Raw genomic sequence first — 26,343 nt, 5'->3', positions numbered from 1 at the left:
CGGCTTGCAGCTCGATGATGTCGATGCCGAACGGAACGCGCTCCACGCCGAGATGCACGGCCTCATGGAGGATCTCACGCGTGCCTTCCGGACCGTACAAACGCATGGGCTCGGTACGGCCCTGCAAACCCATCGTGCGCAGGAGTCCAATGATGCCGAGGAAGTGATCGGCGTGCATGTGCGTGAAGAAGACGTCGTCAATCGTGAAACCGGTGGCGTAACGCATCATCTGGCGCTGCGTGCCTTCGCCGCAGTCGAACATCATCACGTCGCCCTCGCGCTGGACGAGCAGCGAGGTGACGTTGCGGCCGACGGTGGGCCGCGCCGCGGCGGTGCCGAGAAACGTCACTCGCATCGCATCCGACCGACAGAGTGCCCAGTGCCCAGTGCCCAGTGCCCAGTAACCAAAAGCCGGACACGCGACACGACGCGATCCCCGGACTCGCGCGCTGGAGACGCAGCGACGTGCGAGGCGTGCACCAGACCCACTGGGCACTGGGCACTGGGCACTGGGGACTTCCCGATCACGCCGTCACCACCTCGACCCGGAGATGCGGCTCGATCTCCGACTTGGGGATCAGAGCCGGCCAGTACGCCACGATCTCCTGCACCTTCGGCCGCCCGCCCGCGAACCCGGTCACGGATGGCGGCCCGGTCAGCACCAGCGGCGCGATCTCCTTGGTGAAGCGGTCCACCGCCGCCATGTCGTGGCCGCGCACGCTCCACCGCACCGTCACCTCCGGCAGGTCTCGCGGGATCGGGCCGGCGAGCGGGCCGTGCGTCGCGTTCCACCCCACGAATTCCGTCAGCACCTCGTCGAACTGCAGCCCGAGGCGGTCCAGCCGCCCGCGGAGGACGCGGTCGGCGGCCTGCGCCTTCTCCACCGCGTCGGGCCAGGCGTACACCAGCGTGCCGCTCGCCTTCCACCCGTCGGCGTAGCTCAGGCTCACCTTCAGCAGGTCCGTCGGCGCCTTCCCCCGCACGCCCGAGATGCGCACGCGGTCCGGCCCGGCGTCGTCCACGCGGATGGTGGTGAAGTCGGCCACGCAGTCGGGGGTGATGTAGCTCTCGGGATCGCCCATCTCGTACAGCAGCTGCTCCTTCACCGTGGGCACCGCCACGCGCCCGCCCGTCCCCTCGTGCTTGGTGACGACGAACGAGCCGTCCGGCGCCGCCTCGATGATGGGGAAGCCCACGTCCGCCAGGTCGGGGATGTCGCGCCACTGCCAGAGGCAGTTGCCGCCCGAAGCCTGCGCCCCGCACTCGTTGATGTGCCCGGCCACCACGCCGGCGGCGATGCGGTCGAAGTCGTCCCAGCTCCACCCGAACTCGTGGATCATGGGCGCGTAGGTCAGCGCCGTGTCGGTCGAGCGGCCGGTGATCACCACGTGCGCGTCCTGCCGCAGCGCCTCGACGATCGGCCGCGCGCCGATGTAGGCGTTGGCGCTCTGCACCCTGTCGAGCACGGCGGAGAGCGGCTCGCCCGTCTCCATGTTCCGCAGCTCCACCCCGCGCGCGAGGAGGTCGGGGAGGCGCTCGAGGATGTCGTCGCCGGTGATCATCGCCACGCGCGCGCGGCCTTCGAGGCCGGCCTTGCGGGCGACGTCGAGCACCGCGTCGCGGCAGCCGGCGGGGTTCACGCCGCCCGCGTTGGCCACCACGCGGATGTTGCGCTCCACCACCGCGGGAAGGATCTCGCCGACCAGGGGGACGAAGTCGCGCGCGTACCCCGCGGCCGGGTTGCGCGAGCGCTGCTTCTGCATGATCGACATGGTGACCTCGGCCAGGTAGTCGAGCATCAGGTAGTCGATCGGGCCGCCCTCCACCTGCCGCCGCGGAGCGTCGAGCTGGTCGCCCCAGAACCCCTGCCCGCTGGCGATGCGGATCTTGTCTCTCATCTATCGTCCATCCGTTTCTTTGACCTGTGCCCGGGTACCCATGCGGGCCACCAGGAGCCTTCGCAACCGTGACTGGTCGAGACCGCTCAGCACGCGCCGGGGCACGTACAGCGAGCTCTTGTCCCCGAGCTCGAAGAAGAAGAGGTGCCGGGTCTCGCGTACACGGGCGACTTCGCTCCACGGCACCCTCGAAACGCCGTCGGCGGACTTCACCCGCACGCCGTCGGGCCCCAGCCGGTAGGCCATCGGCGCGAAGAGGTGCGGCTCGCGCGCGGCGCGCCTGGCGAGCGCCCAGCGGGCGAACCCTGGTCCGCCGCGGTATGCCGCGGTGCCCAGCACCAGCACCAGCAGCGCGAGCCCCGCGGTTCCGAGGAGCGCCGCGGCCCCGTGCCTCGCGAGCCCCGCCACCACGTTGACGCCCAGCACCAGCACCATCACGATCTCCGCCCACGGACGCCGCCCGCGGTGGATCGTGGCGTGCATCGCCTCGGCCAGGTCGCCGGCGGTGGGAACGAACGCCACCTCCAGCACGTCCGCATCCACCGTCTGCTGCTGCGTCATCGGCCTCCCCGGCGCGTGCGGTGCCCCCAAAAACGATCCGGAGGCCGCCCGCGGCAGCCTCCGGCAGGAAAATCTCATTCCATCCCCGGCGCGGCAACCCGCGCCCTCAATCGTGCGCGCGCTTCCCGATGATGTCGTCCACCGCGATCCCGGCACCGCCGAGCGCCGGCGACCGCCACGCATCGCCCGCCCCGTACTCCTGCACGTCCATGAACTGCCCGGCAACGGGATTCCGCGAGACGATCACCACGTTCCGCCGGAGGTCGACGACCCAATACTCCTGCACCCCCGCCGTGGCGTAGTCCTCCATCTTCACCGTGCGGTCGTAGAGGACGGACGAGTCGGCCACCTCCACGACGAGCAGGGCATCGTTCCCCGTGGGCTGCTCCTCCTCGAACTCACCCTCGCGCAGGCGGTAGAGCCCTAGGTCCGGATGCGCCGTACGCCCTTCGCGAACCCGCAACACGTCCTGGACGCGCACCTCGGCGCCTCGCACGCGCTGCGAGGTGAGAAGCGTGATCAGGCGAGCCACGCATTTTGAATGACGAGGCCCGATCGGGCTCATTTCGATGATCTCTCCATCGATCAGCTCCACCCGGTCGCCGTTGCCCAGGATTCCCTCCACGCCGAGCCGGATGTAGTCGTCGGACGAGAAGCGGAAGGGGCGCGTCCCCGCCACCACGACGCCGTCGATCAGCTCGGTCTCTGCCGGGACAAGCCCGATCGCCGTCATGCGCCGGTACTGCTCGGCGCTGAATCTGTGCGGCTGCAGGAACTGAACAGCCATGGTTCTCTCCCGGGTCGTTCGCGCGGCGTCAGCGCGTGGCGATCACTTCATCCACCATCACCATTCGACCACCAAGCGCGGGCGAAATCCACGACTCGCCCTGGCGGTAATCCCGCTCGTCCGTGTAGCGCCCGTTTTCTGCGTCGCGGAAGACGACGACCGAGTTACGGGTGAGATCGATCAGCCAGTACTCGGGAACGCCGCCCGCCGCATACAGCCGGCTTTTCGCGTTGCGGTCGAACAGCACCGACGAATCCGCCACTTCGATCACCAGCAAGGCATCGGCGCCGGTCGGATGTGAGTCCGCATACTCGTCCACCCGCGGCCGCAGCAATGCCACATCGGGAAGCGGCTCGCCGTCGTTCGCTAGCGTCAGCGGCTGCTGTGCCGAAACGACGGCTCCGTCTCCAACCAGCTTCTGGAGCCAGCGATCAAGACGTCGCACGCAGGTCGAATGTCGGCTTCCGATCGGCGTCATTTCGACGATCTCCCCGTCGATGAGCTCCACGCGGTCGTCTTCGGCAAGAATGCCGGCTTCGCCCATCCGGTGGAACTCGTCCACGGTGAAGCGGTGCCGAACCGCGAGATCGACCATGTGTCCCTCCTACGTCAGGTGCGGCGGCAGGACGAAGGCGCCCAGGTGCGGGCCGGGGTGGTTGAGCGCGGTGCGCAGCGCCAGCGACAGCGCGGCGCGTGTCTCGTCCGGCGCGATCACCGCGTCCACGAAGCCGCGCGCGGCGGCAAACCTGGCGTCGAGCTGATGGTCGTAGTCCGCGCGCACCGCCTCGATCCTGGCCTGGAGGTCGGCGTCGGGCTGCTTGCCGGCCTTCTTCAACTCCTCAAGCTGCGCGCTGAACAGGGCCATCACCGCCGAATCGCCCTCCATCACCCCCATCCGTCCGGTCGGCCAGGTGAAGATGAAGTCGGGATCGAAGCCCTGCCCCGCCATCGCGTAGTATCCCGCGCCGCTGGCGTGGTTCACCGTCAGGACGAGCTTCGGCACCGTCGCCGTCGCCATCGCCTCGACGAAGCGGGCGCCGGCGCGGATGATTCCGCTGTGCTCGGCCTCCGTCCCCACCATGAAGCCCGAGACGTCCTGCACGAACAGGATGGGCGTGCCGTGGCGGTTCATGGTGTCGATGAAGAACGCCACCTTCTCGGCGCTGTCGGCGTAGACGATGCCGCCGAACTTGGGCCGCCCGCCGTGCGGGTCCTTCAGCATCCCCCGCGCGTTGGCGATGATGCCCACGGGGATGCCGCAGATGCGCGCGCTCCCGCAGATCATCTCCGGCGCGTAGTCGGCCTGGAACTCGTCCAGCTCGCCCGCGTCGAGAATGCAGGAAAGCAGCGCGCGCATGTCGTACGGCTGCTTGTGGTCGGCCGGCAGCACCTCGAACAGGTCGCGCTCGGGCCGCGCCGGCTCCTCCGCCTCGAACTGCCGCGCGGGAGCCGCCGGCCGCGGCAGCTCCTTCACCAGCTCGCGGATCTTTGCCACGCAGGCGCGGTCGTCGGCCACGCGGTAGTGCGCGACGCCGGAGATGGCGTTGTGCGTGTACGCGCCGCCCAGCGTCTCCGCGTCCGCCGTCTCCCCCGTCGCTCCCTTCACGAGATTGGGCCCGCCGAGCCCCATGAACGACGTCCCCTCCACCATCAGGATCACGTCGCTCAGCGCGGGGAGGTACGCCCCGCCGGCGATGCACGGCCCCATCACCGCGGCGATCTGCGGCACCTTCAGGTAGCGCCGCATCACCGAGTTGTAGTAGAAGATGCGGCTGGCGCCGTACTGCCCGGGGAAGACGCCGCCCTGGTAGGGGAGATTGACCCCCGCGCTGTCGACCAGGTAGACGATCGGCACGCGGCAGCGCATGGCGATCTCCTGCGCGCGCAGCATCTTGGTGATGGTCTCCGGCCACCATGAGCCCGCCTTCACCGTCGCGTCGTTGGCGACGACCACGATCTCGCGCCCCGCCACGGTGCCGATCCCCGTCACCACGCCGGCACCCGGGGCCTGGCCGTCGTAGCGGTCGTGGGCGACGAGGAGGCCGATCTCCTGGAAGCGGGTGCGCGGATCGAGGAGGAGGCCGATGCGCTCGCGGGCGGTCAGCTTGCCGTCGGCGTGCTGCCGCTCGATGCGCTTCTTCCCCCCGCCCAGCCGCAGCCGGGCCTCGAGCTCCGCCAGCTCGCGGGCGAGCCGGCGGGCGCGCGACTCCGCCTCGGCGGGCGCCTCGGGCGCGGCGGTGGTGCTCACTGCTCCACCAGCTCGCGGTCGCGGCCGTGCTCCGCGAACCACTCGCGGATGTACTCCACCGCGGCACCCGTCGTCGTCCCCGGGCCGAAGAGCCTGCCGATCCCCTGCCCCTCCAGCGCCTGCATGTCTTCCTCGGGGATGATGCCGCCGCCGGTGATCAGGATGTGGTCGGCGCCCTCGGCCTCGAGCAGCTCCCTCACGCGCGGGAAGAGCGTCATGTGCGCGCCGGAGAGGATGGACATGGCCACCACGTCCACGTCTTCCTGGACGGCGGCGTTGACGATCATCTCGGGCGTCTGGTGGAGGCCGGTGTAGATGACCTCCATCCCCGCGTCGCGCAGCGCGGCGGCGATGACCTTGGCGCCGCGGTCGTGCCCGTCCAGCCCGGGCTTGGCCACCAGCACGCGGATCTTCCGTTCTGACATATCGTTGGACTTCTTTGTCGGTCGATGGATTTCCGGCGCTCCGCGGTCGGGGCGGAGCCTGCTGAACATAGGCCGTCGCAGGCGCTTGCGGCAAGCCGAGTGCCTGTGCGGAACGGAGGGGAGTGCGAGGGTGCGAGGGTCCGAAAGTGCGGGAGTGCGGGAGTGCGGGAGTGCGGGAGTGCGGGAGTGCGGCTGGTCATGGAGACGGGGGTGCGGCAGAACGGGACGCCGCCTGCGCGACGCCCCGTGAGAGGATGAAGGTGCGAGAGGAGGATGCGCGGGGAAGACGGGCTCCGCGGCTGTGGGGTCCGGTCAGCCCGCGGCGACGGCGGTCTCCGCGGCCTTCCGCTCGTCCAACGGCTGTACGGCCGCGGGCCCGGCCTGCCGCTCCCCGCCATCGGCGACGCGGAGACGGACGGGGCCCACGTGCCTGCGGATGTAGTGCAGGAGCGCGGAGACGAAGGCCGCCGCCCCGAGCATCTCGAGCGTCTCCTCCAGCGCGACCGCCACCGCGTAGACGGCGTCGTCGCCAAAGCGCTCGAGCCATGCCCCGCCCACCATCTCCATCCCCACCGCCCCGCCCAGGTACAGCGCGGCAGCGGCGATCGCGCGCCGGCGCGTGTCCGCGGGAAGCGCGCGGAGGAACGGGAGGTACGCCAGCGCGGCCACGGCGACGAGCGCGAGCGCGGGGATCACCCATGCGAAGTGGAACGGGCCGCTGGCATGCAGCGCGGCGCGCACCGGGGCGATCAGCAGCTCGTGCAGCCGGGCGGCCTCGTCGGCGGAGAGATAGAGGAACCCGAGCGCCAGCCCCGCCCAGTGCCGCCGGAAGCGGTCGCCCTGGCGAACGGCGGCGATCAGCGCGAGCAGCAGCGCGCACGCCAGCAGCGCGGCGGTGGAGAACCACGTGGGGAGATTGGCCTCGCCCGCCAGGTCCACCAGAGGTACCAGGCCATGGACGTAGTCGTGCCCCGCCACACGAAGCATGACCTGGGCCGCGGTGTTCGCGAGCACGAGGAGCGCGACCGCCGCGAGCAGGACTCGTACGACCCGGCCAGGGGGGATGGTGATGGTCTGCATGAACGGAGGACCGCGGGAACGGTCGGCGATGGAGCGGCGGGAGGGGAAGATGCGTCCACGTCGGGAGATCGGGTTCCGCGGCAGCATCTCCGACCACGATAAACGGGAAACGGACAGACCACAACGTTCGCGGCGCGTCGCCCCGTTCAGGCGAGGGTGACGGCGGATTCCGCGGCGTCCTGACCGGGGAGGGGATCGCCGCGCTCGAAGGCCTCGATGACCGCGCGCAGGCCGCCGGCGCCGCCCGCGGCGACGCGGATCTCCTCGGGGAGCGCGCCGGGCCAGCCGCCCAGGAAGAGCCGCGCGAACGCCGCCCCCGGCCCGGACGCGCGCACCTGCGCATCCGCCGCCGCCCCGCGCGAGACCTCCGCGCGCTCGCCCAGGCGGAAGGTGTAGGGGACGCCGTCCGCCACGATCTCCGCCGTGAGCGAGGCGCCGCCGCGGTACCGCCGCCGCAGCGCCACGAGGAGCCACTCCAGGCTGCGGTGCTCGCCGGGGCCGGGCTGCGTCATCCATCGCCATCCCCAGCTGCCCAGCGCGTGCACGGCGGGCTCCAGCGCGCGGCCGATCTCCGTTAGCCGGTACGCGTGGCCGCTCTCGCCCGCGGCGGTGCGCACGCGCTCGACCAGCCCGTTCTCCTCCATCTCCTTCAACCGCTTGGCCAGGAGATTGGTGGTGATGCCGGGGAGTCCGCGCAGCAGGTCGCTGTAGCGCAACGGGCCGAGCAGGAGGCCGCGCACCACCAGCATCGTCCAGCGCTCGCCAACGAGGTCGAGCGCCCTGGCCAGCCCGCAGAACTGCTCGTAGGAGCGCTTGCTCATCGAGACACTTGCCTTTCAGATCACGATCACTTTACTATTTGATAGTAGTCTGACATCCACTCTAACCTGCCGGGTGACCCATGGTCAAGGCATCCATCGAGCTTACGTGGGGATTCGCGGCGCTGGCGCTGCTGGTCGCCGCCGCGTTTCCCGTCCTGGTCTACCGTTCCGCCCGTTCCGTCGGTGACGCCGATGCACCCCGCCGCGGGCTCGTGACCGCCGCCCTCACGGCGGCGTGGATGGCGGTGACGTTCGCGCTCGCCGCGTCGGGTCGGCTGCGCTTCGACACCGTGCCGCCGACGATGCTGCCGCTGATGCTGGTGGCGTGGGGGCTGGCGCTGCGGGTGGGGCTGTCGCGTACGGGCGCGCGGCTGGCGGAGGGGCTGCCGCTGGCGGTGCTCGTCGGCGTGCAGGGGTTCCGGCTGCCGCTGGAGCTGCTGATGCACCGCGCGTGGTCGGAGGGGCTGATGCCGGTGCAGATGAGCTTCAACGGCCGCAACTTCGACATCGTGACGGGCACGACGGCGCTGCTGCTGGCAGCATGGCTCGTCGCCGCGCGTGGACGGGTGCCGCTGCGCGTCGTCGCCGCGTGGAACGTGGTGGGGACGCTGCTGCTGGCGAACGTGCTGGTGGTCGCGCTGCTGTCGACGCCGACGCCGCTGCGCATCTTCACCAACGAGCCGGCGAACGTGTGGATCGCGCAGGCGCCGTGGATCTGGCTCCCCGCGATTTTCGTCCCCGCCGCCATCGCCGGCCACGTGGTGATCTTCCGCCGCCTTCGCCGCGAGTTCGCGCGCACGCCGGCCGTCGAGGAGCGGCGATTCGCCAGCGCCGGCGCGTGATCGCAATCCTGAAAAGAAATGGCCTCACGCAGAGAAGCAGAGGCAGCGGAGAACTCACCTCTGCTGCCTCTGCTTCTCTGCGTGAGACCTTCTGTTCAGCGGATCAGCGGCTGAGCCAGTAGCTGGCCTTGATGACGAACACGTTGCGCGACGGCTGGTCGAAGATGGCGCCCACGTCGCGGCCGAAGCGGAAGTCGCCGAACGGCTCGGCGCCGCTGCGCTCCTGCTGCCACACGAAGTAGAGCGTGCTTCCCGGGCGGTACTCCCAGCGCAGCACCGCGTTGCCGCGCAGCGAGCGGAAGTTGAAGTCGGGGTTGAAGATGGGGAATGCGCCGGACGACGTCGTCTCCGCCGCCGAGCAGTCGCCCGCGGGGTCGGCGGTGTACACCTGCTCGTCCGCGTCGTAGCAGATCGACCCCAGGTCCCGGCCGAACACGCCGAAGCTTCCCGTCCCCGCCGCGTTCAGCTGCTTGAAGCGCGTGAACCGCCCCGCCGAGACGAAGGGCTGCGCGTACAGCTGCAGCGTCAGGTCGCGCGTGAAGGTCCAGTCGATGCGCGTGTCGGCCGACACCTGCGTCTGCCGCAGCTCGGCGAACACGTAGCGCGCGCCGTAGGTGGGCGTGAACGCGGGGTCCGGCACCGTCTGCACGAACTGCCGCGTCTCCAGCCCCCACCACACGCTGGGGCCGAAGGAGATGCGCACGGACGGCGTGGGGCGGTAGGCCACGCCCGCGTACGCCGACCAGTTCTTCCCGCCCGCGGCGTCGCCCACCCAGGTGACGTTCCAGTCGGCCGACACCACCTTGCGCGTGTCGGAATTGCCCCAGGTGCCCAGCGCCCACGACGTCGGCGTGCGCGCCAGCGGCCCGCCGCGCGTCAGCCGGTCGGTGGTGACGCCGGGATCGAGCTCGCCGAACATCCCCGCCGACCAGAAGTTGTTCAGCGTCATCCCCGCGTTCCAGAAGAAGCTGCTCCAGATGTAGTCCCCCCCGTGGTTCCAGGCGTTGTTCTGGCCGAAGAACGCGTTCCAGCTGCGGAAGGTCTTCCCCGCGCGGTCGCGGCTGTAGCCCACGCCCAGGGTGGCCGAGCGGTAGTCGGTCCGCCCCTGGAAGCCGATGTCGTTCAGCTCGAAGCCGGGGCTTACCGTGCGCAGGTCGATGGAGCCGTTCAGCGCGCCGCTCTTCTGCAGCGCCACCTCGGCCATGTAGCCGTTCAGCGAGGTGCGCGACGGGTCGAACTCCAGGTAGTCGGCGTCGGGCCGCTGGAAGTAGCGCGCGCTGGAGAGCTGGGCCAGCGAGATGGCGTCCGCCTCGCCGGCGATCGACGTGCCCGCCACGAAGCCGCTCAGCGCCCACTGCCGGTCGGCCCACAGGTGCTCGAAGTCCACCCCCGCCGTGTTCGCGCGCGAGCGCATGAACCCGGCAAGCAGCGTGTCGTCGAGCACGCGGTTGGTGGAAGTCGCCATCGCCCCCACCACGGTGTTGCCGGCCGTACCGATGTCGCGGCGGACGCGGCCGACCAGGAAGTTGGTCCACGGCTCCACCACCGCGCGCCCGCGCTCGTCGCTGAAGGTGGCGAAGCGCGCGCGCTCCTCGGCCGTCAGCGCCTCGAGCACGCCCACCGTCCACGGGCCCGCCTTCCCGCTGACCTTGGCCGCGCCCACGATGGTCGTCTGCTCCGGCTGCTCCACGAAGCGCGCGTCGGGCACGAAGCCGTGCGGCGACGCGCCGATGCGGCGCGAGTAGAAGAACTGCTGGAAGCCGTAGGTGGGCCCCACGCGCACCTGCCCGAAGGTGAACGCGTCGGCGCCCTCCACGAAGAACGGCCGCTTCTCGGGGAAGAAGGTCTCGAACGCCGACAGGTTCACCACCGCCGGGTCCACCTCCACCTGCCCGAAGTCGGGGTTGATGGTGCCGGTGAGCGTGAGCCCACCGGGGAGCCCGGCCTTGACGTCGGCGCCGGCCGACGCGGCGAAGTCGTTGTGCTGGAAGAAGGGGTCGCCCGCGCGCCCCACGCCGGGGTCGCTGGTCAGCCGCGAGCTGACGTACGGCATCACCTCCAGCCGGTGCGGCATGGGCACGTCCACGATCCCCGCCAGGTCGCCCGCGCTGGAGACGTAGCCGCCGCTCTGCTGCGTCCACGGGCTCCAGCTGTCGCGCTCCTGCCTGCGCGCCACGTCGCGCTGCACCTGCAGCCCCCAGGTCCGCGGCGTCCCCGCCGGCACCGGCCCGAAGCGCAGCTGCGAGAAAGGAATGCGGTACTCGGCCGTCCACCCGGCCGAGTCGATGGCCGTGCCCACCTCCCACACCGCGTCCCAGTTCAGGTCCTCGTTGGTGTCGTTGGAGTGGAGGACGTCCTTCTTCACCCCGTGGGGATTGACGGAGAAGCGGAAGCCGGAGCGGCGGTCGTGATAGCTGTCGACGAGGACGTGGATCCAGTCGGAGAAGATCCCCGTGACGTCGCGCCGCGCCAGCTGCGAGGCGACGGAGTCGGGGTGCGCGTCGAAGGCGCGGACGCCCACGTACAGCGCCTCGTCGTCGTACAGCACGCGCACCTCGGTGCGCTCGGTGGCCGGGTTCCCCGGCCTGGGCCAGCTCTGCGTGAAGTCGCCCGTGGCCGGCGCCGCGGCCCACGCGGGCTCGTCGAAGCGCCCGTCCACGTGGATGTCGCCCGTGAGCCGCGCCGCCTGCGCCACCCGCAGCGTCCGCGCGGGCGTGGCCGCCGCGGTCTGCTGCGTCTGCGCCGCGCCGGCGTTCTGCGCCGCGGCAGGTGCGGCCTGCATCCCGAGGGCTACGACGGTGATGGCGAGCGGGAGGGCTGCGAGTCTGGCCATGAGAGATAGAAACGTCTGGTTACCAGGGAGAACGGATCGGCGGCGCCGGAGCGGTGATCGATGCGTCCGCCCGCGCGGCCCTGGACTCCGCGATTCGCGGATCGGTTGGAAATGAGACTGCTGGAAAAGTAGCAACAGGACGGGTTTCACGCCATCGTCTCATCCCCTGCCGGACAAACTCTTTCGGGATAGGGGGATCCGGCCACGTCACCCGCGGCGGCAGACGACGATCAGGTCCTCGCTGGTGTGGATGAAGGGGGCGAGCTCCCAGTCGCCGTACCAGTCGACGGGGACGAGGCCGGCGGCGCGGAGGAGGCGGTCCCACTCCGTCGCCGATCTCACGCGCAGCTCGTGGTACTTCTCCCCCCGCTCCTTCCCCTTGCTCCAGCGCGTCCACTCGCGGCTGACGCCCTCCACCGCGTCGAACTCGCGCTCCACCCACACCGTCGTCCCGTCGTCGGTCTCCCACCAGTCGCGGCTGGCGTAGTCGCCCACGATGTGGTCGCGATGCATGGTCTCCAGCACGAACGCGCCGTCGGGGCGCAGCGCGTCGCGGGCGCCACGCAGCACGCGCAGGTCCTCGTCGTCGGAAAGGAAGTAGCCGAGGGAGGAGTAGAGGGAGAGCACCGCGTCGAAGCGGCCGTGCCACGGCACCTCGCGCATGTCGCCGCGCACGAAGTTGACGGCGACGCCGGCGGCCGCGGCGCGCTTGCGGGCGCGGGCGAGCAGCGTCTCCGAGAGATCCAGCCCGGTGACGCGGAAGCCGGCGCGGGCGAGCTCCACGGAGTGGCGCCCCCAGCCGCAGGCCAGGTCCAGCACCGCGCCGCCGGGCGGAAGCGCCACCATCTCCATCACCCCCGCCACCTCGCGCTCGGTGCGCTGCGGGGTCAGGAAGTCGCGGTAGATGGAGACGAAGGTGCCGTCGAAGTAGTCGTCCCACCACCCGCCGCCCGCGCTCACGCCGCCTCCGCCAGTCTCCCGGGGAGCTCGTGCAGCGCGGCGATGCGGTCGCAGTCCAGGTGCCCCAGCCGCGAGAGCGGGTCGAGCAGGATCGCGCGCATCCCCGCCGCGCGGGCACCGGCCACGTCGATCTCGTACACGTCGCCCACGTAGACGGCGTCGTGCGGCTCGATCCCCATCCGCTCCAGCGCCATGCGGAAGATGCGCGGGTCCGGCTTCTCCACCCCCACGCTCCCCGAGTCGATCACGAATTCGAAGTGAGGACGCAGCCCCAGCTCCTCCAGCAGCGCCTCGACCCGCCCGTCGGCGTTGGAGATCACGCCCAGCCGGTAGCCGCGCCGCCGCAGCTCGTCCAGCGTCTCGCCGGTCCGCTCGCGCACCTGGCACCACAGGTTGTGCTCGTCATGCCGCGCGTAGAGACGTCTGGCGATGGAAGGGAAGACGTCGTCCGGAACGCCGAGCTGGCGGAACACCTCGGCGAAGAAGATGCGCCCGCGGCTCTCGTCGTCCCCCGCCCGCCCCGTCCGCACCAGCTCGTCGAGCAGCAGCTTGGCCCCGTACTGCGCGGCCACCAGCTCGTCCTCCGTGACTTCCGTCCCGTGCTCGCGCAGCACGCCGATGACGAACGGATGGTCCAGCCACAGCAGCGTGTTGCCGACGTCGAAGAGCACGGCCTTCATCGGGATCGATCTGCCTGATTCGGTAGATGCGGGGACGGCGATCGAACGCCATCCGGGGCGGCAGGAAGATAGAGGGCGGGGTGATGCGGGGCGAGGCGCGATCGTGCAGGAACTGCTTTGCCTCACGCGGAGACGCGGAGTCGCGGAGAACTCAGCATCGGGGTGAGTTCTCCGCGTCTCCGCGTCTCCGCGTGAGTCCAACCTCTTTTCGATTTCAACCGATCCGAGATCAGCGCGCGCCGCGATGCGCCGGCTCCGGCGGGCGGCGCGAGAGCGAGCTCGGCGCGTCGAGGTTGGCGCCCGGGTCCACCCCCACGCCCATGCGGTCCACCAACTCGCCCAGCGAGAGCACGATCAGCATCTGGTGGAGCGGATGCCCCAGCACCTTCACCCTGGATTCCATGCTGCCACCTCCGCGAGAAGCACCTCCGGCGGACGCGCGCCGCCGGCGAACGCGCCCCCGTGGATGCATCCGAAGTGCCATCACGTCAACGAGATGGGTGCTCGGACATCACGGCTGGAAGGAAAGCGGCGGCGGGGCGAGGACGAAGCCGACCGATCCGCCCGTCGGCGGCTCGGTGGTGCGCGGGCTGAGCAGGCGCGCCTCGCGCTCCCACGGCCGCGAGTTGTAGGGGATCAGCCGGTCCACGGCTTCCAGCGCCAGCACGTTCAGCCCCAGGTCCAGGTACCGACCGACCGGGTGCGAGCCCAGCAGCGCGGCCTCGGCGGGCTGGCTGAAGAAGAGGAAGGCCTGGTCGTGCTGGATCATGTGCACGCGCTCGTGCCCCAGCACCTCGTGCAGCCCCTCGCCCTCGGTCCCCCCCGACTCCACGGGGAGATAGCTGATCACCCCCGCGGTGGCGCCGCCCAGCCATCCCTCGGGCTCGCGGGGGTTCGTGCGGCGGAAGACGAGCGCGCCGGAGGAGAGCGAGCGCTCCACGTCCAGGTGGCTCCCCTCCTCCGTCATCACCAGCACCATGGCGACGACGGCCGACGCGTCGATCTTCGGCTGCACCGCGCCACCGTCGGTCGTCCGCACGTAGAGCCGCACGGGGCCGACGGGGAGCGCCAGTGTGTGCAGCGGCGCGCGCCCCAGCCCCGCGTTCCACACGATGGACGAGCCCACCGCCGCCACCTGGCGCCCGGCCAGGCCGGCGCCGTCCCAGCGCTCCACCGCCAGCCGCTTGCCGCCGTAGACGAGCGCCCCGCCCACCGCGCCGCGCACCGCCGCCGCGCGGAAGTGCCCGCCGCGCAGCACGCGCAGCCCGCCCGCGGTCAGCGCGCCGAGCCCGGCGTTTACGGCCAGGATCACCCCGTCGCTCGACTGAGCCGCCGCGGGCGCGCCAGGAAGGCAGCACGACAGCGTCAGCACGACCGCCGCGGCGCGGCGCAATCCGACTCTCGTCACGAACGCTCCAGCGAATGGAGGAGACGGCGATGGAGATGCGGTTGAACGCGCGACCGCGGCGGCACGTGACAGCGAGCGCGAAGTGGGGCAGCGACGACCAGATCTACCGGCCACCACCGCGAGCGAGTTCCGGACCATCCGCCAAACGCACGAGGTGTCTCGTCTTCGTAGCAGCTGGCGACGCTGAAAAACGGCTTGATAACTACCGTTTTTTCCGCGTGGGGAGTCCTTGAGCCTGGCCAACAGCCTGGACGCGGTGAAGATCGCCCGCGTGTACGGCACCGACACGCTGACGATCGACCGCACGCAGTACTCCAAGCCCAGCACCTCGGCGCAGGACGGGATCAGCCGGGAGCTGAAGAACCGGCCCTGGACAACTCCGACATGGACGGAAGCAACTGGGACACTCCCCTCGTCACGGCCGTGTACGGCACCTCCGGCGGCCGGGGCACGCCCCAGGCGCAGAACTCGACCTACACGCCCTGAGCGGCGTGGCGGGATGACGGAGCGCGGGGGGATCGCCACTCGGCGGTCCCCCGCGCTTCGTTCCGGTCCGACGGACGATCAGGGCCGGCGCAGGGTGACGCGCTTGAGGAACGCGTCGCCCGCCAGGTTGCCGCGGATGTCGACCAGCGCCTCGGCGGCCGACTCGCGGTCCGCGTAAGGGCCGGCGACGAGCGCCACGTAGCCGTCGCGCAGCTCGGGGTAGACGGCGGAGTTGGCCAGGCCGACGCCGTATCCCCGCTCCATCGCCGCGTCGCGGATCTGCCCGGCGCGCCAGAGCTGGTCGGGGGTGAACGAGGCCACGATCACCACGAACAGCGCGTCACCGCTCCCGTACGCGCCGTCCCCAGCCACCCGCTCCCACTCGTCCGCCGCGATCGCCGGCCCGCCGGCGGGGCCGGTGGAGACCTGCGCGCCGATGTCGGGACGCTGCGGCGCTCGGCCGTCGTCGGGGCGGACGCGGGCGGGCCCGGCAGGCCACAGCGCGTAGGCCGCGGCCAGCGCGGCCACCAGCAGGAGCAGCAGCAGCCATCCCGCCGGCCGCAGGCGGAGGCGGCGCCGCGGCTTCGGCTCCGCGTCGCCGGCGGCGTCGGGCGCGGCGGGCGGCGGGGCCGGCGCGCCCGCGGGCACCGGCATCGGCTGGGGGATGGGGCCCGCCGGCGCCGCCACCGTCCCCTCCGGCACGTGCGGCGGGGCGATGACGGTCGCGTCCTCGTCCGCCATCGCCGGCGATGATCCCGCCGGCGCAGCCCACGCGGCCTGCGGCGCGGAGGGGATGATGGAGGCGTATCCCGCGGCCGAGGCGGCGTCGCGCGGGGGCGCCTTGTCCCACTGCTCCAGCGCGTCGAGGAAGGCGTCCGCGTCGGGGAAGCGCGTGGCCGGGTCGAGCCGGAGCGCGCGGCGCAGCACGGCGGCCAGGCGCATGGGCACGTCGGGGCGCGCCGCGAGCAGGCGCTTGATCATGCGCGCGGCCTGCTTGTCGTCGCCGGTGCTGTTCAGGCCCCCGGGATGCTCGCCGCCCAGCATCTCCAGCCCGGTCAGGGCAAAGGAGTAGATGTCGCTCGCGGCCGTGAGCGCGCGGCCGCCGGCCAGCTGCTCGGGGCTGGCGTAGCGCGGCGTGTGCGGTGAGCCGAAGCGGGTCAGCGGCGTGTACGGGTCGCTGCCGGACTCCTGCCGCACCTGCGCGATGCCGAAGTCCAGCACCTTCACCTCCCACCCCCCCGGCTCGGCCACGAGGTAGATGTTGGCCGGCTTCACGTCGCGGTGCACCATCCCCGCGCGGTGCCCGGCGGCCAGGCCCATCCCGCCCTCGCGCAGGATCTCCACCGCCTCCTCCACGGGGAGCGGCCCGCCGGCGCGGCGCATCCGCGCGGCCAGGTCCTCGCCGGCGAGGAGCTCCATCACCAGGAAATCGATCCCCAGGTCGCGGTCGGTGCCGAAGTCGTGCACCGTGACCACGTTGGGATGGCGCAGCCGAGCCGCGGCGGTGGCCTCGCGGTGGAAGCGCATCTTCAGCCGCCCCGCCTCGTCCTCGTCCGGCGCGACGGCGGTCATCACCTTGACGGCGACGCGCCGCTCCAGGTTCAGGTCGAACGCCCCGCACACCGCGCCCATGCCGCCCGTTGCGATCACGGAGTCGACGCGGTAGCGGTCGCACAGGCGGCGGCCGAGGAGGAGGGCGAGGATGCCGGACAACTAGCGGTGCGTGAGTGAGATGTAGGGAACGGCCGGCGGCGGATCGTGCCCGTCGCTCGCCGAATCGGCTGCAGGTGCGTTTACGTGTCGCCCGCGGACGCGGTTCCATTCCCTCCGCGATCCGCACAGGGCGATCAGTGCGGCCAGACTGCCGAGCGCTGCGAAAAAGTTAGCGGTCCATGGGCAATGCGAGAAAGGCGCCCGCCTCGCGCGGGATTGCCGCGCGACAGCGTCTGAGGGCGGATGGGCGTGGCAGGTCGGCGAATACTGTTCGACATTGTTGACATCTCCTCCGTCTATCATTTAGATTCCCGCCTCCCGAACGCGTCGTATTCATCTGCGCACCAGGAGCACACACGATGCAGCAGACGAACGCATTCACAGGCGCAAGGAGCTTTCTGCGGGGCCTGGGACGGGCCCTCGACCTGCGCGGCGCCACCGTTCCCACCTATGCGCGCCGCCGCACCCCCCTTCCCTCCGATGCGGCGGCGGTCGCGGCCGACTGGGCGGCGGTGTGGAGCGATCTCGGCGCCGCGTTCACCCGTGTAAGGCAGCGGGACGCGGCCCGCACGCATGGGTGACGGCAGGAAAAGACGCGGAGACGGCGAGCTTACGGTTGCAGGCGAGCAGGAGATCCTGGAGGGGCGCGAGCTGGAATCGCGCCCTTCTGCATCTCACGTGATCACGCACGTCACGGAGTTCGAGCTGCGCAAAGGCCCCATCCCCGACGCGGAAGAGCTCGCGCGCTACGGCCGTGCGCATCCCGGCGCGCCCGACATCATCCTGAGCGAGTTCAAGCAGCAGTCGGCGCATCGCCGGACGCTGGAGCGCCGGGCGCAGCTGCTGGACCGGAAGGCGCTCGAGGCGTCGATCCTGAGCGAGCGCATGGGCGTGGTGTGCGCGCTGGTGATCTCGCTGGTGGGGTTCGGCTGCGCGACCTTCCTCGTCGGCGCCGGGCACGGGGTGGAAGGAACCGTGATCTTCGGCCTCGACGTGGGGGCGCTCGTCTCGGCCTTCATCCTGGGGCGCAGCCGCACCGCCGAAGCACGGGAGCACCCGCGGTCACCCGCCTGATCCGCCCACCCCGCGGCCTCGCGGGGTGACTGCGGGATCTGCCTCGTCTCCCGCCGCTTGCCGCTCGCCCGTTCCCGCGCTAATCTGGCCGAATCCTTCGCCCCGCACGCCGTGGCGCACGCCCATCTCCGGGCCGCGGCGCGGGGCCGTCCCGTCCCACCCATCCCCGCAAACGGATGCCGTCATCCGTCGAGATCACCCTACACGTCAACGGGACCGAACAGCGCCGGGAGGTGGAGCCGCGGCTGCTGCTGAGCGACTTCATCCGCCACGAGCTGGGGCTCACCGGCACGCACGTGGGGTGCGAACATGGCGTCTGCGGCGCGTGCACGGTGCTGATGGATGGCGCGCCGGTTCGTAGCTGCCTGGTGTTCGCGGCGCAGGCGGACGGGTGCGAGCTGCGCACCGTCGAGGGGCTGGCGGACGGCGACGCGCTGCATCCCCTGCAGGCCGCCTTCCGCGACGCGCACGGGCTGCAGTGCGGCTTCTGCACGCCCGGCTTCCTGATGACGTTGGTTCCCTTCCTCGCCGAGAACCCCGATCCCACCGAGGACGACGTCCGCCTGGCCATCTCGGGCAATCTCTGCCGCTGCACCGGCTACGCGAAGATCGTCGACGCCGTCCTGCTCGCCGCCGAGCGCATGCGCAGGGATTCGAGCGGAGACCTCCTCTCCATCGAGCCCGATCCCCACCCCGTGGAGGCATCGTGACGGCGATCGCGATGCGGGTTTCGGCGCGCTACCACGGCCGTCGTGCAAGGCGGGCTATAGATCCTTCGGCCTGCAACCTTCGGTGCGGACGGGGATTGCGGTCTGGCCGGCCTCAGGATGACGTCATCGCGGGGCGGGGCCTGGGATGGGGCGCCGATGCTGCGACGGTAGTCCCGAAGGGACTTTGTGCCCTTGTTGCCGCGAATTCATTCGCCTGGCGAGCCCCGGAGGTGGCGCGATGAGCCGCCGCTACGTGGGCGAATGGGTGCCGCGCAACGAAGACGCACGGCTGCTGACCGGGCAGGCGCTGTTCGTGGACGACGTGCACCTGGAGGGGATGCTGCACGTGGCCTTCCTGCGCAGCGACTACGCGCACGCCGTGCTCAACTCCGTCGACGTCTCCGCCGCGCGTGAGCGGCCGGGCGTCATCGCCGTCTACACCGCCGAGGACCTGGGCGACTACTGGCAGCCGGGGCCGCTCCTCGTCCCCCCGCCGCCCATCGAGGGAATCGTCTTCAACCAGGCCACGCAGGTCCCCCTGGCGAAGGACCGCCTCCGCCACGCCGGCGAGCCCATCGCGATGGTCGTCGCCGAGAGCCGTTACATCGCCGAGGACGCGCTGGCGGACATCTTCGTCGACGCCGAGCCGCTGGACGTGGTCGTCGACCTCGAGCGCGCGCTGGAGCCGGACGCGCCGATCCTCCATCCCCAGCTGGGGACGAACCTGGCCGCCCACGTCCGCCAGCGGCACGGCGACTACGACGAGGCGAAGGCGAAGGCCGCGGTCGTCGTCTCCCGGCGCTTCCACTACGACCGCGGCGCCAGCGCGGCCATCGAGAACCGCGCCGTGGCCGCGCGGTGGGACGAGCAGGCGCAGGAGCTGACGGTGTGGGACACCACCCAGGCGCCCATCCCCATCCGCAACGGGCTGGCGGGGATGCTGGGGCTGATGCAGAGCCAGGTGCGCGTGGTGGCGCCGTTCGTGGGCGGCGGCTTCGGGCCCAAGATCATGATGTTCTACCCCGAGGAAGTCCTCGTCCCCTGGGCGGCGATGCAGCTCAGGCGGCCGGTGAAGTGGACGGAGGACCGGCAGGAGAACTTCTACGCCACCACGCAGGAGCGGTCGCAGGTGCACGACGCCGAGATGGCGGTGGACGCCGACGGCCGCATCCTGGGCGTGCGCGACGCCTTCCTGCACGACTGCGGCGCGTACGATCCGTACGGGCTGACCGTCCCCATCAACAGCCAATGCACGCTGCTGGGCCCGTACGACGTGCCGAGCTACGACGCCGAGTTCAGGGCCGTCTTCACCAACCGCATCACGGTGACGCCGGTGCGCGGCGCGGGGCGGCAGCACGGCGTGTTCGTGATGGAGCGCCTGCTCGACCTGGCCGCGCGCGAGCTGGGGCTCGACGCCGCGGAGATCCGCCGCCGCAACTACATCGTGCAGGACGACTTCCCGCACGACCACAAGATCCTCTTCCAGGACTTCCAGCCCCTCGTCTACGACAGCGGCAACTACCGCCCCGCGCTCGAGACGGCGCTGGAGATGATCGGCTGGGACGGCTGGGCCGCGGAGAAGCGCCGCGCGGCCAAGGAGGGGCGGCGTGTGGGGATCGGCGTGGTCAGCTACGTGGAGGGGACGGGGATCGGGCCGTACGAGGGCGCCCGCGTCACCATCGAGCCGAACGGCCGCGTCCGCGTCGCCACGGGCTTGGGGACGCAGGGGCAGGGGCACTACACCGCGTTCGCGCAGATCGTGGCCGAGGCGCTGGACGTGGACGTGGCCGACGTCCTCGTCGTCACCGGCGACACGCGCGAGTTCAACTGGGGGACGGGCACCTTCGCCTCCCGCGGCGCCGTCGTCGCCGGCAGCGCCTGCCATGCCGCGGCCACCAAGGTGCGCGAGAAGGTGATCGCCGTCGCCGCGCGCCTTCTGAACATCCCCGAGGGCGAGGTGGAGCTGGCGGACGGCCACGCGCGCGTGCGCGACGAGCCCGAGCGCTCCATCCGCTACGGCGAGCTGGCGCTGCGGGCGAATCCCCTGCGCGGCGGGGTGACACCGGGGACGGAACCGGGGCTGGAGTGCACCGCCTACTTCGGCCCCGATCGCGGATCGACGGCGAGCGGCGTGCACGCGGTCGTCGTCGAGGTCGACGCGGAGACGGCGATGGCGAAGTTCCTCCGCTACGTGGTCGTGCACGATTGCGGCAAGCTGATCAACCCCGTGCTGGTCGAGGGGCAGATCCAGGGCGGGGTGGCGCACGGCATCGGCAACTGCTTCTTCGAGAAGCTGGTCTACGACGAGAACGGGCAGCTGATGAACGCCTCGTTCGCCGACTACCTCCTCCCCACCTCGCTCGACGTCCCCCGCGTGGGGATGGCGCACCGCGAGACCCCCGCGCCGATGAACCCGCTCGGCCTCAAGGGCGTGGGCGAGGCGGGGTGCATCCCCTCTGGCGCCGCGTTCGCGCAGGCGCTGGAGGACGCGCTGGACGAGTGGGAGATCGAGGTCACCGAGATCCCCCTGAGCCCCAACCAGCTCTTCGAGATGCTGCGGACGGCGCCCCGCCGCTCCGCGCGCAATGCGACGAACATCCCCGCGACGCTGGAGGCGGACGCATGATCGTGGACGGCGAGTTCACCTTCCGCGCCCCGCGCAACCGCGTGTGGGTGCTGCTGCAGGACCCCGACGTGCTGGTGAAGGCCATGCCCGGCGCCCAGCGCCTGGTCGCGACGGGAGACGGGACCTACGAGGGGTCGATCCGCATCGGCGTGGGACCGGTGACGGCGGCGCAGTGGACACTCTCGGTGGCGCTGCACGACCGCGAGGAGCCCGCGCGCTACATGATGAAGGTGGACAGCAAGGGCCCGCTCGGCTTCACCCGCGGCAGCGCGTCGGTCGAGCTGCTGGAGGTGGAGCAGACCACCACCATGCGCTACCGCGCGGACCTGCAGATCGGCGGGAAGGTGGCCGGGATCGGGCAGCGGCTGCTGGACCAGGTGGCCAAGCTGCTGACGCGGCAGGGATTGGAGGCACTCAGCCGCGAGATGGAGCTGCGCATCGGCGCCAGCCTGGGCGCCGCGTCGGCGTCGTTCGGCATCGCGACGGCGACGGTGGTCGAGGGCGAACTGGTGGACGATGCCGCGACGGTCGAGGACGCGGCGGAGGCGAACCCCGAATCCGGCGACACGCCCGACGCGGCGGCGGGCGTATCGTCAGCAACGGCGGGAGATTCGGCATCGGGAGATGTATCGCCCAGCGCGAACCTCGCCGGCTCCGAGCCGGAGCCGCCGCTGGCGCCCGGGGTGCCGGACGAGCCCGCGCCGGTGGAGGACCTCGACCAGGACCTGCCGCCGGGGACGATCGGATGAGGCGGCGCGCAGACGATCGGCCGGGCGCGGCCGCCGTCCCCCCCCACCCCCGGCCCCCCCCCCACGAGGGGGGCGGGATGGGGGAGGGGAGAACTCAGCGCACACCGAAGCTTCGGCTCGGCCAGGATGCTGCGCCCGCGGGAGTCCGCGAAGGCGGACTGCGTGTCGTTGTAGCCGCGACTTCAGTCGCATACTTCCCCACGGCCTGTGGGAGCGTGCGATGAAGCCCGCGCCGTTCGAGTACTTCCGCCCGGACACTATCGACGGGGCGATCGAGCTGCTGGTGCAGCACGGGTGGGACGCCAAGCTCCTGGCCGGCGGCCAGAGCCTCGTCCCCGCGATGAACTTCCGGCTGGCGGCGCCCGGCGTGCTGATCGACCTGAACCGCATCCCCGGGCTCGATTACATCCGCGAGGACGGCGGCGGGCTGCGCATCGGCGCGATGGTGCGGCAGCACGCGGCCGAGCGCAACGGCGCCATTGCCCGCGCGGCGCCACTGGTGGCCGAGACGCTTCCCTTCGTCGCCCACCCGCAGATCCGCAACCGGGGGACGATGGGCGGCAGCATCGCGCACGCGGACCCGGCGGCGGAGCTTCCCGCGGTGATGCTGGCGCTGGGCGCGCGCTTCCACCTGCTCGGCTCCAACGGTCGGCGCACGCTGGCGGCGGACCAGTTCTTCACCGGATTGTTCGCCACGGCGCTGGAGCACGATGAGATGCTGGGGGAGATCGAGATCCCTGCGCCCGCGCCGCGCGCCGGCTGGTCGTTCATGGAGATCAGCCGCCGGCACGGCGACTTCGCGCTGGCCGGTGTGGCCGTGCAGCTGTCGCTGGGAGACGACGGGACGTACGACGCCGCCCGCATCGCGCTCCTCGGCGTCGGCGAGGGGCCGGTGCTGGCGCGCGGGGCTGCGGACGCCATCGTCGGCGCGTCCCCTGGCGACGACGCGGTCCGCGCCGCCGCCGAGGCCGCGCGCGCGGAGGTCGATCCGCCGTTCGACATCCACGCGTCGGCGGACTACCGGCGCCACCTCGTGGGCGTGCTGGTCGGCCGCGCGCTGCCGGTGGCGTTCGCGCGGGCGGCGCGGGAGCGGAGCGCGGCGGAGAGCTGAGGAGCGCGCCCTCTCCGGCTCGCTTAGGCTCGCCACCTCTCCCGTACCGGGAGAGGTAGCACGCACGCATCTGCGCGGGAGGAAGGCATCCTGCCCGCCCGGCCAGCCCCCTCCCCGGTTCGCAGGGGAGGGGAGAACTCAGCGCGGACGATGTTTCGGCGTGCGCTGAGCAGCCGCGAGCGAAGCGAGCCCTCGTCCCTCCCCCAGGCTGTTTTGGGGGAGGGACAGGCGCGAAGCGCCAGGGAGAGGGCCCGCGTGAGGCATGCGCGCAGCCCGTTTTTGCGTCTGGAGCGCCAAACACGCCCAGATCATGCAGTCGACGTTTTCTGTACCGGAAGACACGCAGGCATTCACCCGAACTCGAGCCGGAGACCGATGAAGCTGTACGATCTGTCGCAGCCGCTGAACGAGCAGGCGCCGTTCTGGCCCTACTACCCGCCCTTCGAGGTCAAGTACATCAAGCGCAAGGCCGAGCACGGCGTGAACGCGCAGTACATCCAGACCTCCAACCACATGGGCACGCACCTCGACGCGCCGCGCCACTTCGTCACCGGCGGGATGACCATCGACCAGATCCCGCTCGACTGGCTCTGCCGCCCCGGGGTGATCGTGGACCTGACCGACGAGATGGACGAGCTGGCCGTCTACACGCCCAAGATGATCGAGGACCGCGTGGAGGTGCGGAAGGGCGACATCGTGATCCTGCACACCGGCTGGCACCGCTTCGCGCAGTGGGGCGACACGCCCGACGAGGAGAAGTACATTCATATGCACCCCGGCGCGCACCCCGACATGGTGCAGTGGCTGCTGGAGAAGGAGATCCACATCTGGGGCGTGGACGTGGTCTCCACCGACCACCCCATGGACCTGCCCATCGGCCGCTTCCTGGGCAAGGGGATGCACGGCCACTGCGACCGCGTGCGCGCCGCCGCGGAGAAGAAGTTCGGCGGGCCCGACGAGGTCGCGCGGCTCTTCCCCGACGAGGACTACCAGCTGACGCACAACCGGCTGTTCGGGCACAACTGCATGCACATCGAGAACCTGGGCGGCCAGATCAGCGCCCCGGAGATCCAGAACCGGCGCCTGATCATCGGCTGCTTCCCCTGGAAGTTCCAGGGCGGCGAGGCGGCCTTCGCCCGCGTGGTCGCGTTCGACGGGGAGTGGCCGGCGAACCCGTAGGCGGCGCTCTTATCGCCGGCGCGCGTGGCGGCTGGGGCGGGGCGATTCCATCTCCCACTCGAGCCCCAGCCGCCCGCCGACGGGCAGCTGATTCCAGCGCTCCAGCATCCGTTCCCACGCACCGCACGCCGCGGCGACCTCGTCGTCGGTGAACGTGCGCGGCGGGTGCCCGGATGCGGTCCACCGCCCCTCGATGCGCGCGCGGAGCTCGGACGAATCCGGCCCGTGTCCCCGCTCCAGCGCGTCGTTGAAGATGCGGACCAGGAGCTCGGCCTCGCCGAGCGAGTCGCGGTTGGCCCGCAGCACCTCGCGCGAGCGCTCGGCCGCGTGAGGCTTGCGGCGCCCGCCCAGGTACGTCATGCTCTCGAAAACGGCCCCGTCGGCCACGCTCCCCCAGAACCCGCGGCGCAGCCCCAGCGCCTGCTCGATGGCAAGGTGCGCCAGGTCGTGCGGGATGGCGAACATGTGGCCCACGCCCTTCACGTGGAACCGCACGCCGTCGTCGCGCCGGATCACGGTTTCGTACCTGCGTTCGTCAAGCCGGGTGAGGGTGAGGTCCATGCGCATGACAGGCGGAGGATCAGGGTAGCCGACGGGTTTCGGGCCGCGGTGCGAATCACCCGGGCGAAGACAATGCACGGGCGGGCGCATCCTCATCCGCGCAATTCAGCGGCCGAGGGGACTGCGCCCGGACATGGCACGGTCAGCCCATGGAGGCACCATGAAAGCCTACGTCATCACCACGGGGATTGTTTTCGCGCTGCTGACGGTGGCGCACGTGGCGCGGATGTTCACCGAGCACCACGGCGTGGCCGAGCACGGCTGGTACATAGCCATCACCGCGGCCACGGCGGCGCTCAGCGTGTGGGCGTTCGTCGCGCTTCGCCGCGCGCGGCCGTGAGCGCGCGGTAGCACCCTCGGCAGGAGGTCGACGATGGACTCCGCAATCGCAACCGAGGCCAACGTCCAGCAGGCGGTGCCGTACTTCGACGTGGCCGACATGGAGACATCGCTCCGCTTCTACGTCGACGGGCTGGGGTTCGAGATGACGAACCGGTGGATCGACGAGGGGAAGCTGCGCTGGTGCTGGCTGCAGCTCGGCGGGGCCGCGCTGATGCTGCAGGAGCGGAAATCCGACGGGCATCACGTCCACGCGCCGCTCGGCAGGCCGGGCGAGGGCGTGTCGACCTACTTCATCTGCCGCGACGCGCTGGCCATCTACCGCGACGTCACCGCGCGCGGCGTGGCGGCGGCGCGGAAGCCGTTCGTCGGCAACGGGATGTGGGTGGCGTCGTTCGTGGACCCGGATGGCTTCCGCGTCTTCTTCGAGAGCCCCACCGACGCGCCGGAGGAGTCCGTGTACTCCGGCGAGGGGTGATCGCCCCCGATGCGCGCGGCGGCGGCGGCGATGGGGGTGGTCGGGGCCTGCTGATCGGCTTCGGCTGGTGGGGACTGGAGACGGTTTCCGGGCAGCGGCGCTTCGACGAGATGTCGGGGATGATCCCGCTGGGGGCGGGCTTCCTCGGGGCGATCCTGCTGCTGGTCGGGCTCGTGGTGCTGTTCCTCGACGCGCGCCGGCGCGGCAGGATGGGACGTGGCTGAACGTCGATTCCGGAGCGGGGCGGCATGCTGTACATGGTGATCGAGCACTTCCGGCCGGGGCAGGCGCCCGCCGTCTACCAGCGCGCCCGCGAGCAGGGCCGGATGATGCCGCCGGGGCTGAACTACGTCGCCAGTTGGGTGGAGCCGGATTTCTCGCGCTGCTTCCAGGTGATGGAGTGCGACGATCCCGGCCTCCTCCGTCAATGGACCGATGCGTGGGAGGACCTGGTCGACTTCGAGATCGTCCCCGTTGTCACCTCCGCCGAGGCCGCGGAGAAGATGACCGGCGCGGCGCTCGGGGCCTGATCCCAGGTCCGGGGGAAATGTTGGTGCGTCCGACCGAACCTCGTGCTGCCGCGATGATAGATCCTTCGGCCTGCAAGCACTTGCACAGACGCTGATTACGCCCTGGCCGGCCCAGACTGTGTAAAAACCTCCTGGAGCGGTTTCTCCCGGGCGACATGGAGGCCGGCTCTTCGCACCTGCCTGGGCGGTTGTGGGGACTACCTGCAGTGCCCCCTATAGCTTCGGGGATGCCTCCTTGTTCGCC

28 protein-coding genes are annotated in these 26,343 nt (G+C 71.2%); 12 read left to right on the top strand and 16 right to left on the bottom strand.

Features of this window, described 5'->3' with window-relative positions; translation table 11 throughout:
• The 9 genes from VF092_12045 to VF092_12005 all read right to left on the bottom strand — a co-directional run.
• A partial coding sequence (locus tag VF092_12045) for an MBL fold metallo-hydrolase (protein HEX6748015.1) occupies positions 1-349 on the bottom strand: 349 nt, incomplete at its 3' end.
• Positions 350-524: 175 nt separating this feature from the next.
• Positions 525-1,898 (bottom strand): acyclic terpene utilization AtuA family protein, encoded by a 1,374-nt coding sequence (locus VF092_12040; GenBank protein HEX6748014.1) that lies wholly within the window; start codon positions 1,896-1,898, stop codon positions 525-527.
• On the bottom strand, positions 1,899-2,459 hold the full coding sequence (locus VF092_12035; GenBank protein ID HEX6748013.1) for a YcxB family protein: 561 nt from the start codon (positions 2,457-2,459) through the stop codon (positions 1,899-1,901).
• 106 nt (positions 2,460-2,565) lie between these two features.
• Positions 2,566-3,246: a Uma2 family endonuclease gene (locus VF092_12030; GenBank protein ID HEX6748012.1), complete on the bottom strand. Its 681-nt coding sequence runs from the start codon at positions 3,244-3,246 to the stop codon at positions 2,566-2,568.
• Between the two features lie 28 nt (positions 3,247-3,274).
• On the bottom strand, positions 3,275-3,841 hold the full coding sequence (locus VF092_12025) for a Uma2 family endonuclease (protein ID HEX6748011.1): 567 nt from the start codon (positions 3,839-3,841) through the stop codon (positions 3,275-3,277).
• Positions 3,842-3,850: 9 nt separating this feature from the next.
• Positions 3,851-5,494: an acyl-CoA carboxylase subunit beta gene (locus VF092_12020; protein HEX6748010.1), complete on the bottom strand. Its 1,644-nt coding sequence runs from the start codon at positions 5,492-5,494 to the stop codon at positions 3,851-3,853.
• Positions 5,491-5,919, bottom strand: coding sequence for a cobalamin B12-binding domain-containing protein (locus VF092_12015; GenBank protein ID HEX6748009.1), 429 nt, complete (start codon positions 5,917-5,919; stop codon positions 5,491-5,493). Before VF092_12015 ends, VF092_12020 begins: the two co-directional genes overlap by 4 nt.
• 312 nt (positions 5,920-6,231) lie before the next feature.
• Entirely contained in the window at positions 6,232-6,999 is a 768-nt protein-coding gene (locus tag VF092_12010; GenBank protein HEX6748008.1) for a hypothetical protein, read from the bottom strand.
• Between the two features lie 146 nt (positions 7,000-7,145).
• Complete coding sequence (locus VF092_12005; GenBank protein HEX6748007.1) at positions 7,146-7,820, bottom strand: helix-turn-helix domain-containing protein; 675 nt, start codon at positions 7,818-7,820, stop codon at positions 7,146-7,148.
• An 80-nt stretch (positions 7,821-7,900) separates the two neighbouring features.
• Here VF092_12005 and VF092_12000 point away from each other — a divergent pair, with 80 nt between their 5' ends.
• Entirely contained in the window at positions 7,901-8,662 is a 762-nt protein-coding gene (locus tag VF092_12000) for a hypothetical protein (protein ID HEX6748006.1), read from the top strand.
• Positions 8,663-8,765: 103 nt separating this feature from the next.
• On the opposite strand, the gene VF092_11995 is transcribed toward VF092_12000, so the two are convergent.
• From VF092_11995 to VF092_11970, 6 genes are all read right to left on the bottom strand, one after another.
• Positions 8,766-11,495, bottom strand: a complete 2,730-nt coding sequence (locus tag VF092_11995; GenBank protein HEX6748005.1) for a DUF5916 domain-containing protein — start codon at positions 11,493-11,495, stop codon at positions 8,766-8,768.
• 207 nt (positions 11,496-11,702) lie between these two features.
• Positions 11,703-12,455 carry a class I SAM-dependent methyltransferase gene (locus tag VF092_11990; GenBank protein ID HEX6748004.1) on the bottom strand — a complete coding sequence of 251 codons (753 nt, stop codon included), beginning with the start codon at positions 12,453-12,455 and terminating at the stop codon, positions 11,703-11,705.
• The gene (locus tag VF092_11985; GenBank protein HEX6748003.1) at positions 12,452-13,135 is read right to left on the bottom strand and encodes an HAD-IA family hydrolase; all 684 of its coding nucleotides are present in this window, start codon (positions 13,133-13,135) and stop codon (positions 12,452-12,454) included. Before VF092_11985 ends, VF092_11990 begins: the two co-directional genes overlap by 4 nt.
• Before the next feature lie 229 nt (positions 13,136-13,364).
• On the bottom strand, positions 13,365-13,538 hold the full coding sequence (locus VF092_11980; protein ID HEX6748002.1) for a hypothetical protein: 174 nt from the start codon (positions 13,536-13,538) through the stop codon (positions 13,365-13,367).
• Between the two features lie 108 nt (positions 13,539-13,646).
• Positions 13,647-14,543: a hypothetical protein gene (locus VF092_11975; GenBank protein HEX6748001.1), complete on the bottom strand. Its 897-nt coding sequence runs from the start codon at positions 14,541-14,543 to the stop codon at positions 13,647-13,649.
• A gap of 564 nt (positions 14,544-15,107) precedes the next feature.
• Positions 15,108-16,742 (bottom strand): serine/threonine-protein kinase, encoded by a 1,635-nt coding sequence (locus VF092_11970; protein ID HEX6748000.1) that lies wholly within the window; start codon positions 16,740-16,742, stop codon positions 15,108-15,110.
• 359 nt (positions 16,743-17,101) lie between these two features.
• On the opposite strand from VF092_11970, the gene VF092_11965 reads away from it, so the two are divergent.
• The 7 genes from VF092_11965 to VF092_11935 all read left to right on the top strand — a co-directional run bounded on the left by VF092_11965 (position 17,102) and on the right by VF092_11935 (position 24,191).
• Positions 17,102-17,323: a hypothetical protein gene (locus tag VF092_11965; protein HEX6747999.1), complete on the top strand. Its 222-nt coding sequence runs from the start codon at positions 17,102-17,104 to the stop codon at positions 17,321-17,323.
• 97 nt (positions 17,324-17,420) lie between these two features.
• Positions 17,421-17,816 carry a DUF2335 domain-containing protein gene (locus tag VF092_11960; protein ID HEX6747998.1) on the top strand — a complete coding sequence of 132 codons (396 nt, stop codon included), beginning with the start codon at positions 17,421-17,423 and terminating at the stop codon, positions 17,814-17,816.
• A 176-nt stretch (positions 17,817-17,992) separates the two neighbouring features.
• Entirely contained in the window at positions 17,993-18,526 is a 534-nt protein-coding gene (locus tag VF092_11955) for a (2Fe-2S)-binding protein (protein HEX6747997.1), read from the top strand.
• 238 nt (positions 18,527-18,764) lie between these two features.
• Complete coding sequence (locus VF092_11950; GenBank protein ID HEX6747996.1) at positions 18,765-21,152, top strand: xanthine dehydrogenase family protein molybdopterin-binding subunit; 2,388 nt, start codon at positions 18,765-18,767, stop codon at positions 21,150-21,152.
• Positions 21,149-21,901: a carbon monoxide dehydrogenase subunit G gene (locus VF092_11945; GenBank protein ID HEX6747995.1), complete on the top strand. Its 753-nt coding sequence runs from the start codon at positions 21,149-21,151 to the stop codon at positions 21,899-21,901. The genes VF092_11950 and VF092_11945 overlap by 4 nt, the downstream gene beginning before the upstream one ends.
• Positions 21,902-22,121: 220 nt before the next feature.
• The gene (locus tag VF092_11940) at positions 22,122-23,012 is read left to right on the top strand and encodes a xanthine dehydrogenase family protein subunit M (GenBank protein ID HEX6747994.1); all 891 of its coding nucleotides are present in this window, start codon (positions 22,122-22,124) and stop codon (positions 23,010-23,012) included.
• Between the two features lie 375 nt (positions 23,013-23,387).
• Complete coding sequence (locus VF092_11935) at positions 23,388-24,191, top strand: cyclase family protein (GenBank protein ID HEX6747993.1); 804 nt, start codon at positions 23,388-23,390, stop codon at positions 24,189-24,191.
• 9 nt (positions 24,192-24,200) lie between these two features.
• Here the strand turns inward: VF092_11935 and VF092_11930 are convergent, their stop codons facing one another.
• Positions 24,201-24,758 carry a hypothetical protein gene (locus tag VF092_11930; protein ID HEX6747992.1) on the bottom strand — a complete coding sequence of 186 codons (558 nt, stop codon included), beginning with the start codon at positions 24,756-24,758 and terminating at the stop codon, positions 24,201-24,203.
• A gap of 154 nt (positions 24,759-24,912) precedes the next feature.
• Between VF092_11930 and VF092_11925 the strand changes: the two genes are divergently transcribed.
• From VF092_11925 to VF092_11910, 4 genes are read left to right on the top strand one after another with little or no spacing between them, the layout of a single operon-like run.
• Complete coding sequence (locus tag VF092_11925; GenBank protein HEX6747991.1) at positions 24,913-25,092, top strand: hypothetical protein; 180 nt, start codon at positions 24,913-24,915, stop codon at positions 25,090-25,092.
• A gap of 33 nt (positions 25,093-25,125) precedes the next feature.
• Entirely contained in the window at positions 25,126-25,569 is a 444-nt protein-coding gene (locus tag VF092_11920; GenBank protein HEX6747990.1) for a VOC family protein, read from the top strand.
• A complete protein-coding gene (locus VF092_11915; protein ID HEX6747989.1) occupies positions 25,566-25,793 on the top strand; it encodes a hypothetical protein in 228 nt (75 codons plus the stop codon). Before VF092_11920 ends, VF092_11915 begins: the two co-directional genes overlap by 4 nt.
• A 24-nt stretch (positions 25,794-25,817) precedes the next feature.
• On the top strand, positions 25,818-26,099 hold the full coding sequence (locus VF092_11910) for a DUF3303 family protein (protein ID HEX6747988.1): 282 nt from the start codon (positions 25,818-25,820) through the stop codon (positions 26,097-26,099).
• The last annotated feature ends 244 nt before the right edge of the window (positions 26,100-26,343 follow it).

This window comes from Longimicrobium sp. (genome assembly GCA_036377595.1).
Taxonomy (GTDB): domain Bacteria; phylum Gemmatimonadota; class Gemmatimonadetes; order Longimicrobiales; family Longimicrobiaceae; genus Longimicrobium.
Note: the sequence above shows the minus strand (reverse complement) of the source record. Positions and strands in the feature narration are given on the sequence as shown.

What these genes read in the sequence shown, in the direction of transcription:
- VF092_12040 (HEX6748014.1), bottom strand. Translation starts at nt 1,898, where the DNA reads ATGAGAGACAAGATCCGCATCGCCAGCGGGCAGGGGTTCTGGGGCGAC.
- VF092_12035 (HEX6748013.1), bottom strand. Translation starts at nt 2,459, where the DNA reads ATGACGCAGCAGCAGACGGTGGATGCGGACGTGCTGGAGGTGGCGTTC.
- VF092_12030 (HEX6748012.1), bottom strand. Translation starts at nt 3,246, where the DNA reads ATGGCTGTTCAGTTCCTGCAGCCGCACAGATTCAGCGCCGAGCAGTAC.
- VF092_12025 (HEX6748011.1), bottom strand. Translation starts at nt 3,841, where the DNA reads ATGGTCGATCTCGCGGTTCGGCACCGCTTCACCGTGGACGAGTTCCAC.
- VF092_12015 (HEX6748009.1), bottom strand. Translation starts at nt 5,919, where the DNA reads ATGTCAGAACGGAAGATCCGCGTGCTGGTGGCCAAGCCCGGGCTGGAC.
- VF092_12010 (HEX6748008.1), bottom strand. Translation starts at nt 6,999, where the DNA reads ATGCAGACCATCACCATCCCCCCTGGCCGGGTCGTACGAGTCCTGCTC.
- VF092_12005 (HEX6748007.1), bottom strand. Translation starts at nt 7,820, where the DNA reads ATGAGCAAGCGCTCCTACGAGCAGTTCTGCGGGCTGGCCAGGGCGCTC.
- VF092_12000 (HEX6748006.1), top strand. Translation starts at nt 7,901, where the DNA reads ATGGTCAAGGCATCCATCGAGCTTACGTGGGGATTCGCGGCGCTGGCG.
- VF092_11995 (HEX6748005.1), bottom strand. Translation starts at nt 11,495, where the DNA reads ATGGCCAGACTCGCAGCCCTCCCGCTCGCCATCACCGTCGTAGCCCTC.
- VF092_11985 (HEX6748003.1), bottom strand. Translation starts at nt 13,135, where the DNA reads ATGAAGGCCGTGCTCTTCGACGTCGGCAACACGCTGCTGTGGCTGGAC.
- VF092_11980 (HEX6748002.1), bottom strand. Translation starts at nt 13,538, where the DNA reads ATGGAATCCAGGGTGAAGGTGCTGGGGCATCCGCTCCACCAGATGCTG.
- VF092_11965 (HEX6747999.1), top strand. Translation starts at nt 17,102, where the DNA reads ATGCAGCAGACGAACGCATTCACAGGCGCAAGGAGCTTTCTGCGGGGC.
- VF092_11955 (HEX6747997.1), top strand. Translation starts at nt 17,993, where the DNA reads ATGCCGTCATCCGTCGAGATCACCCTACACGTCAACGGGACCGAACAG.
- VF092_11950 (HEX6747996.1), top strand. Translation starts at nt 18,765, where the DNA reads ATGAGCCGCCGCTACGTGGGCGAATGGGTGCCGCGCAACGAAGACGCA.
- VF092_11945 (HEX6747995.1), top strand. Translation starts at nt 21,149, where the DNA reads ATGATCGTGGACGGCGAGTTCACCTTCCGCGCCCCGCGCAACCGCGTG.
- VF092_11940 (HEX6747994.1), top strand. Translation starts at nt 22,122, where the DNA reads ATGAAGCCCGCGCCGTTCGAGTACTTCCGCCCGGACACTATCGACGGG.
- VF092_11935 (HEX6747993.1), top strand. Translation starts at nt 23,388, where the DNA reads ATGAAGCTGTACGATCTGTCGCAGCCGCTGAACGAGCAGGCGCCGTTC.
- VF092_11930 (HEX6747992.1), bottom strand. Translation starts at nt 24,758, where the DNA reads ATGCGCATGGACCTCACCCTCACCCGGCTTGACGAACGCAGGTACGAA.
- VF092_11925 (HEX6747991.1), top strand. Translation starts at nt 24,913, where the DNA reads ATGAAAGCCTACGTCATCACCACGGGGATTGTTTTCGCGCTGCTGACG.
- VF092_11920 (HEX6747990.1), top strand. Translation starts at nt 25,126, where the DNA reads ATGGACTCCGCAATCGCAACCGAGGCCAACGTCCAGCAGGCGGTGCCG.
- VF092_11910 (HEX6747988.1), top strand. Translation starts at nt 25,818, where the DNA reads ATGCTGTACATGGTGATCGAGCACTTCCGGCCGGGGCAGGCGCCCGCC.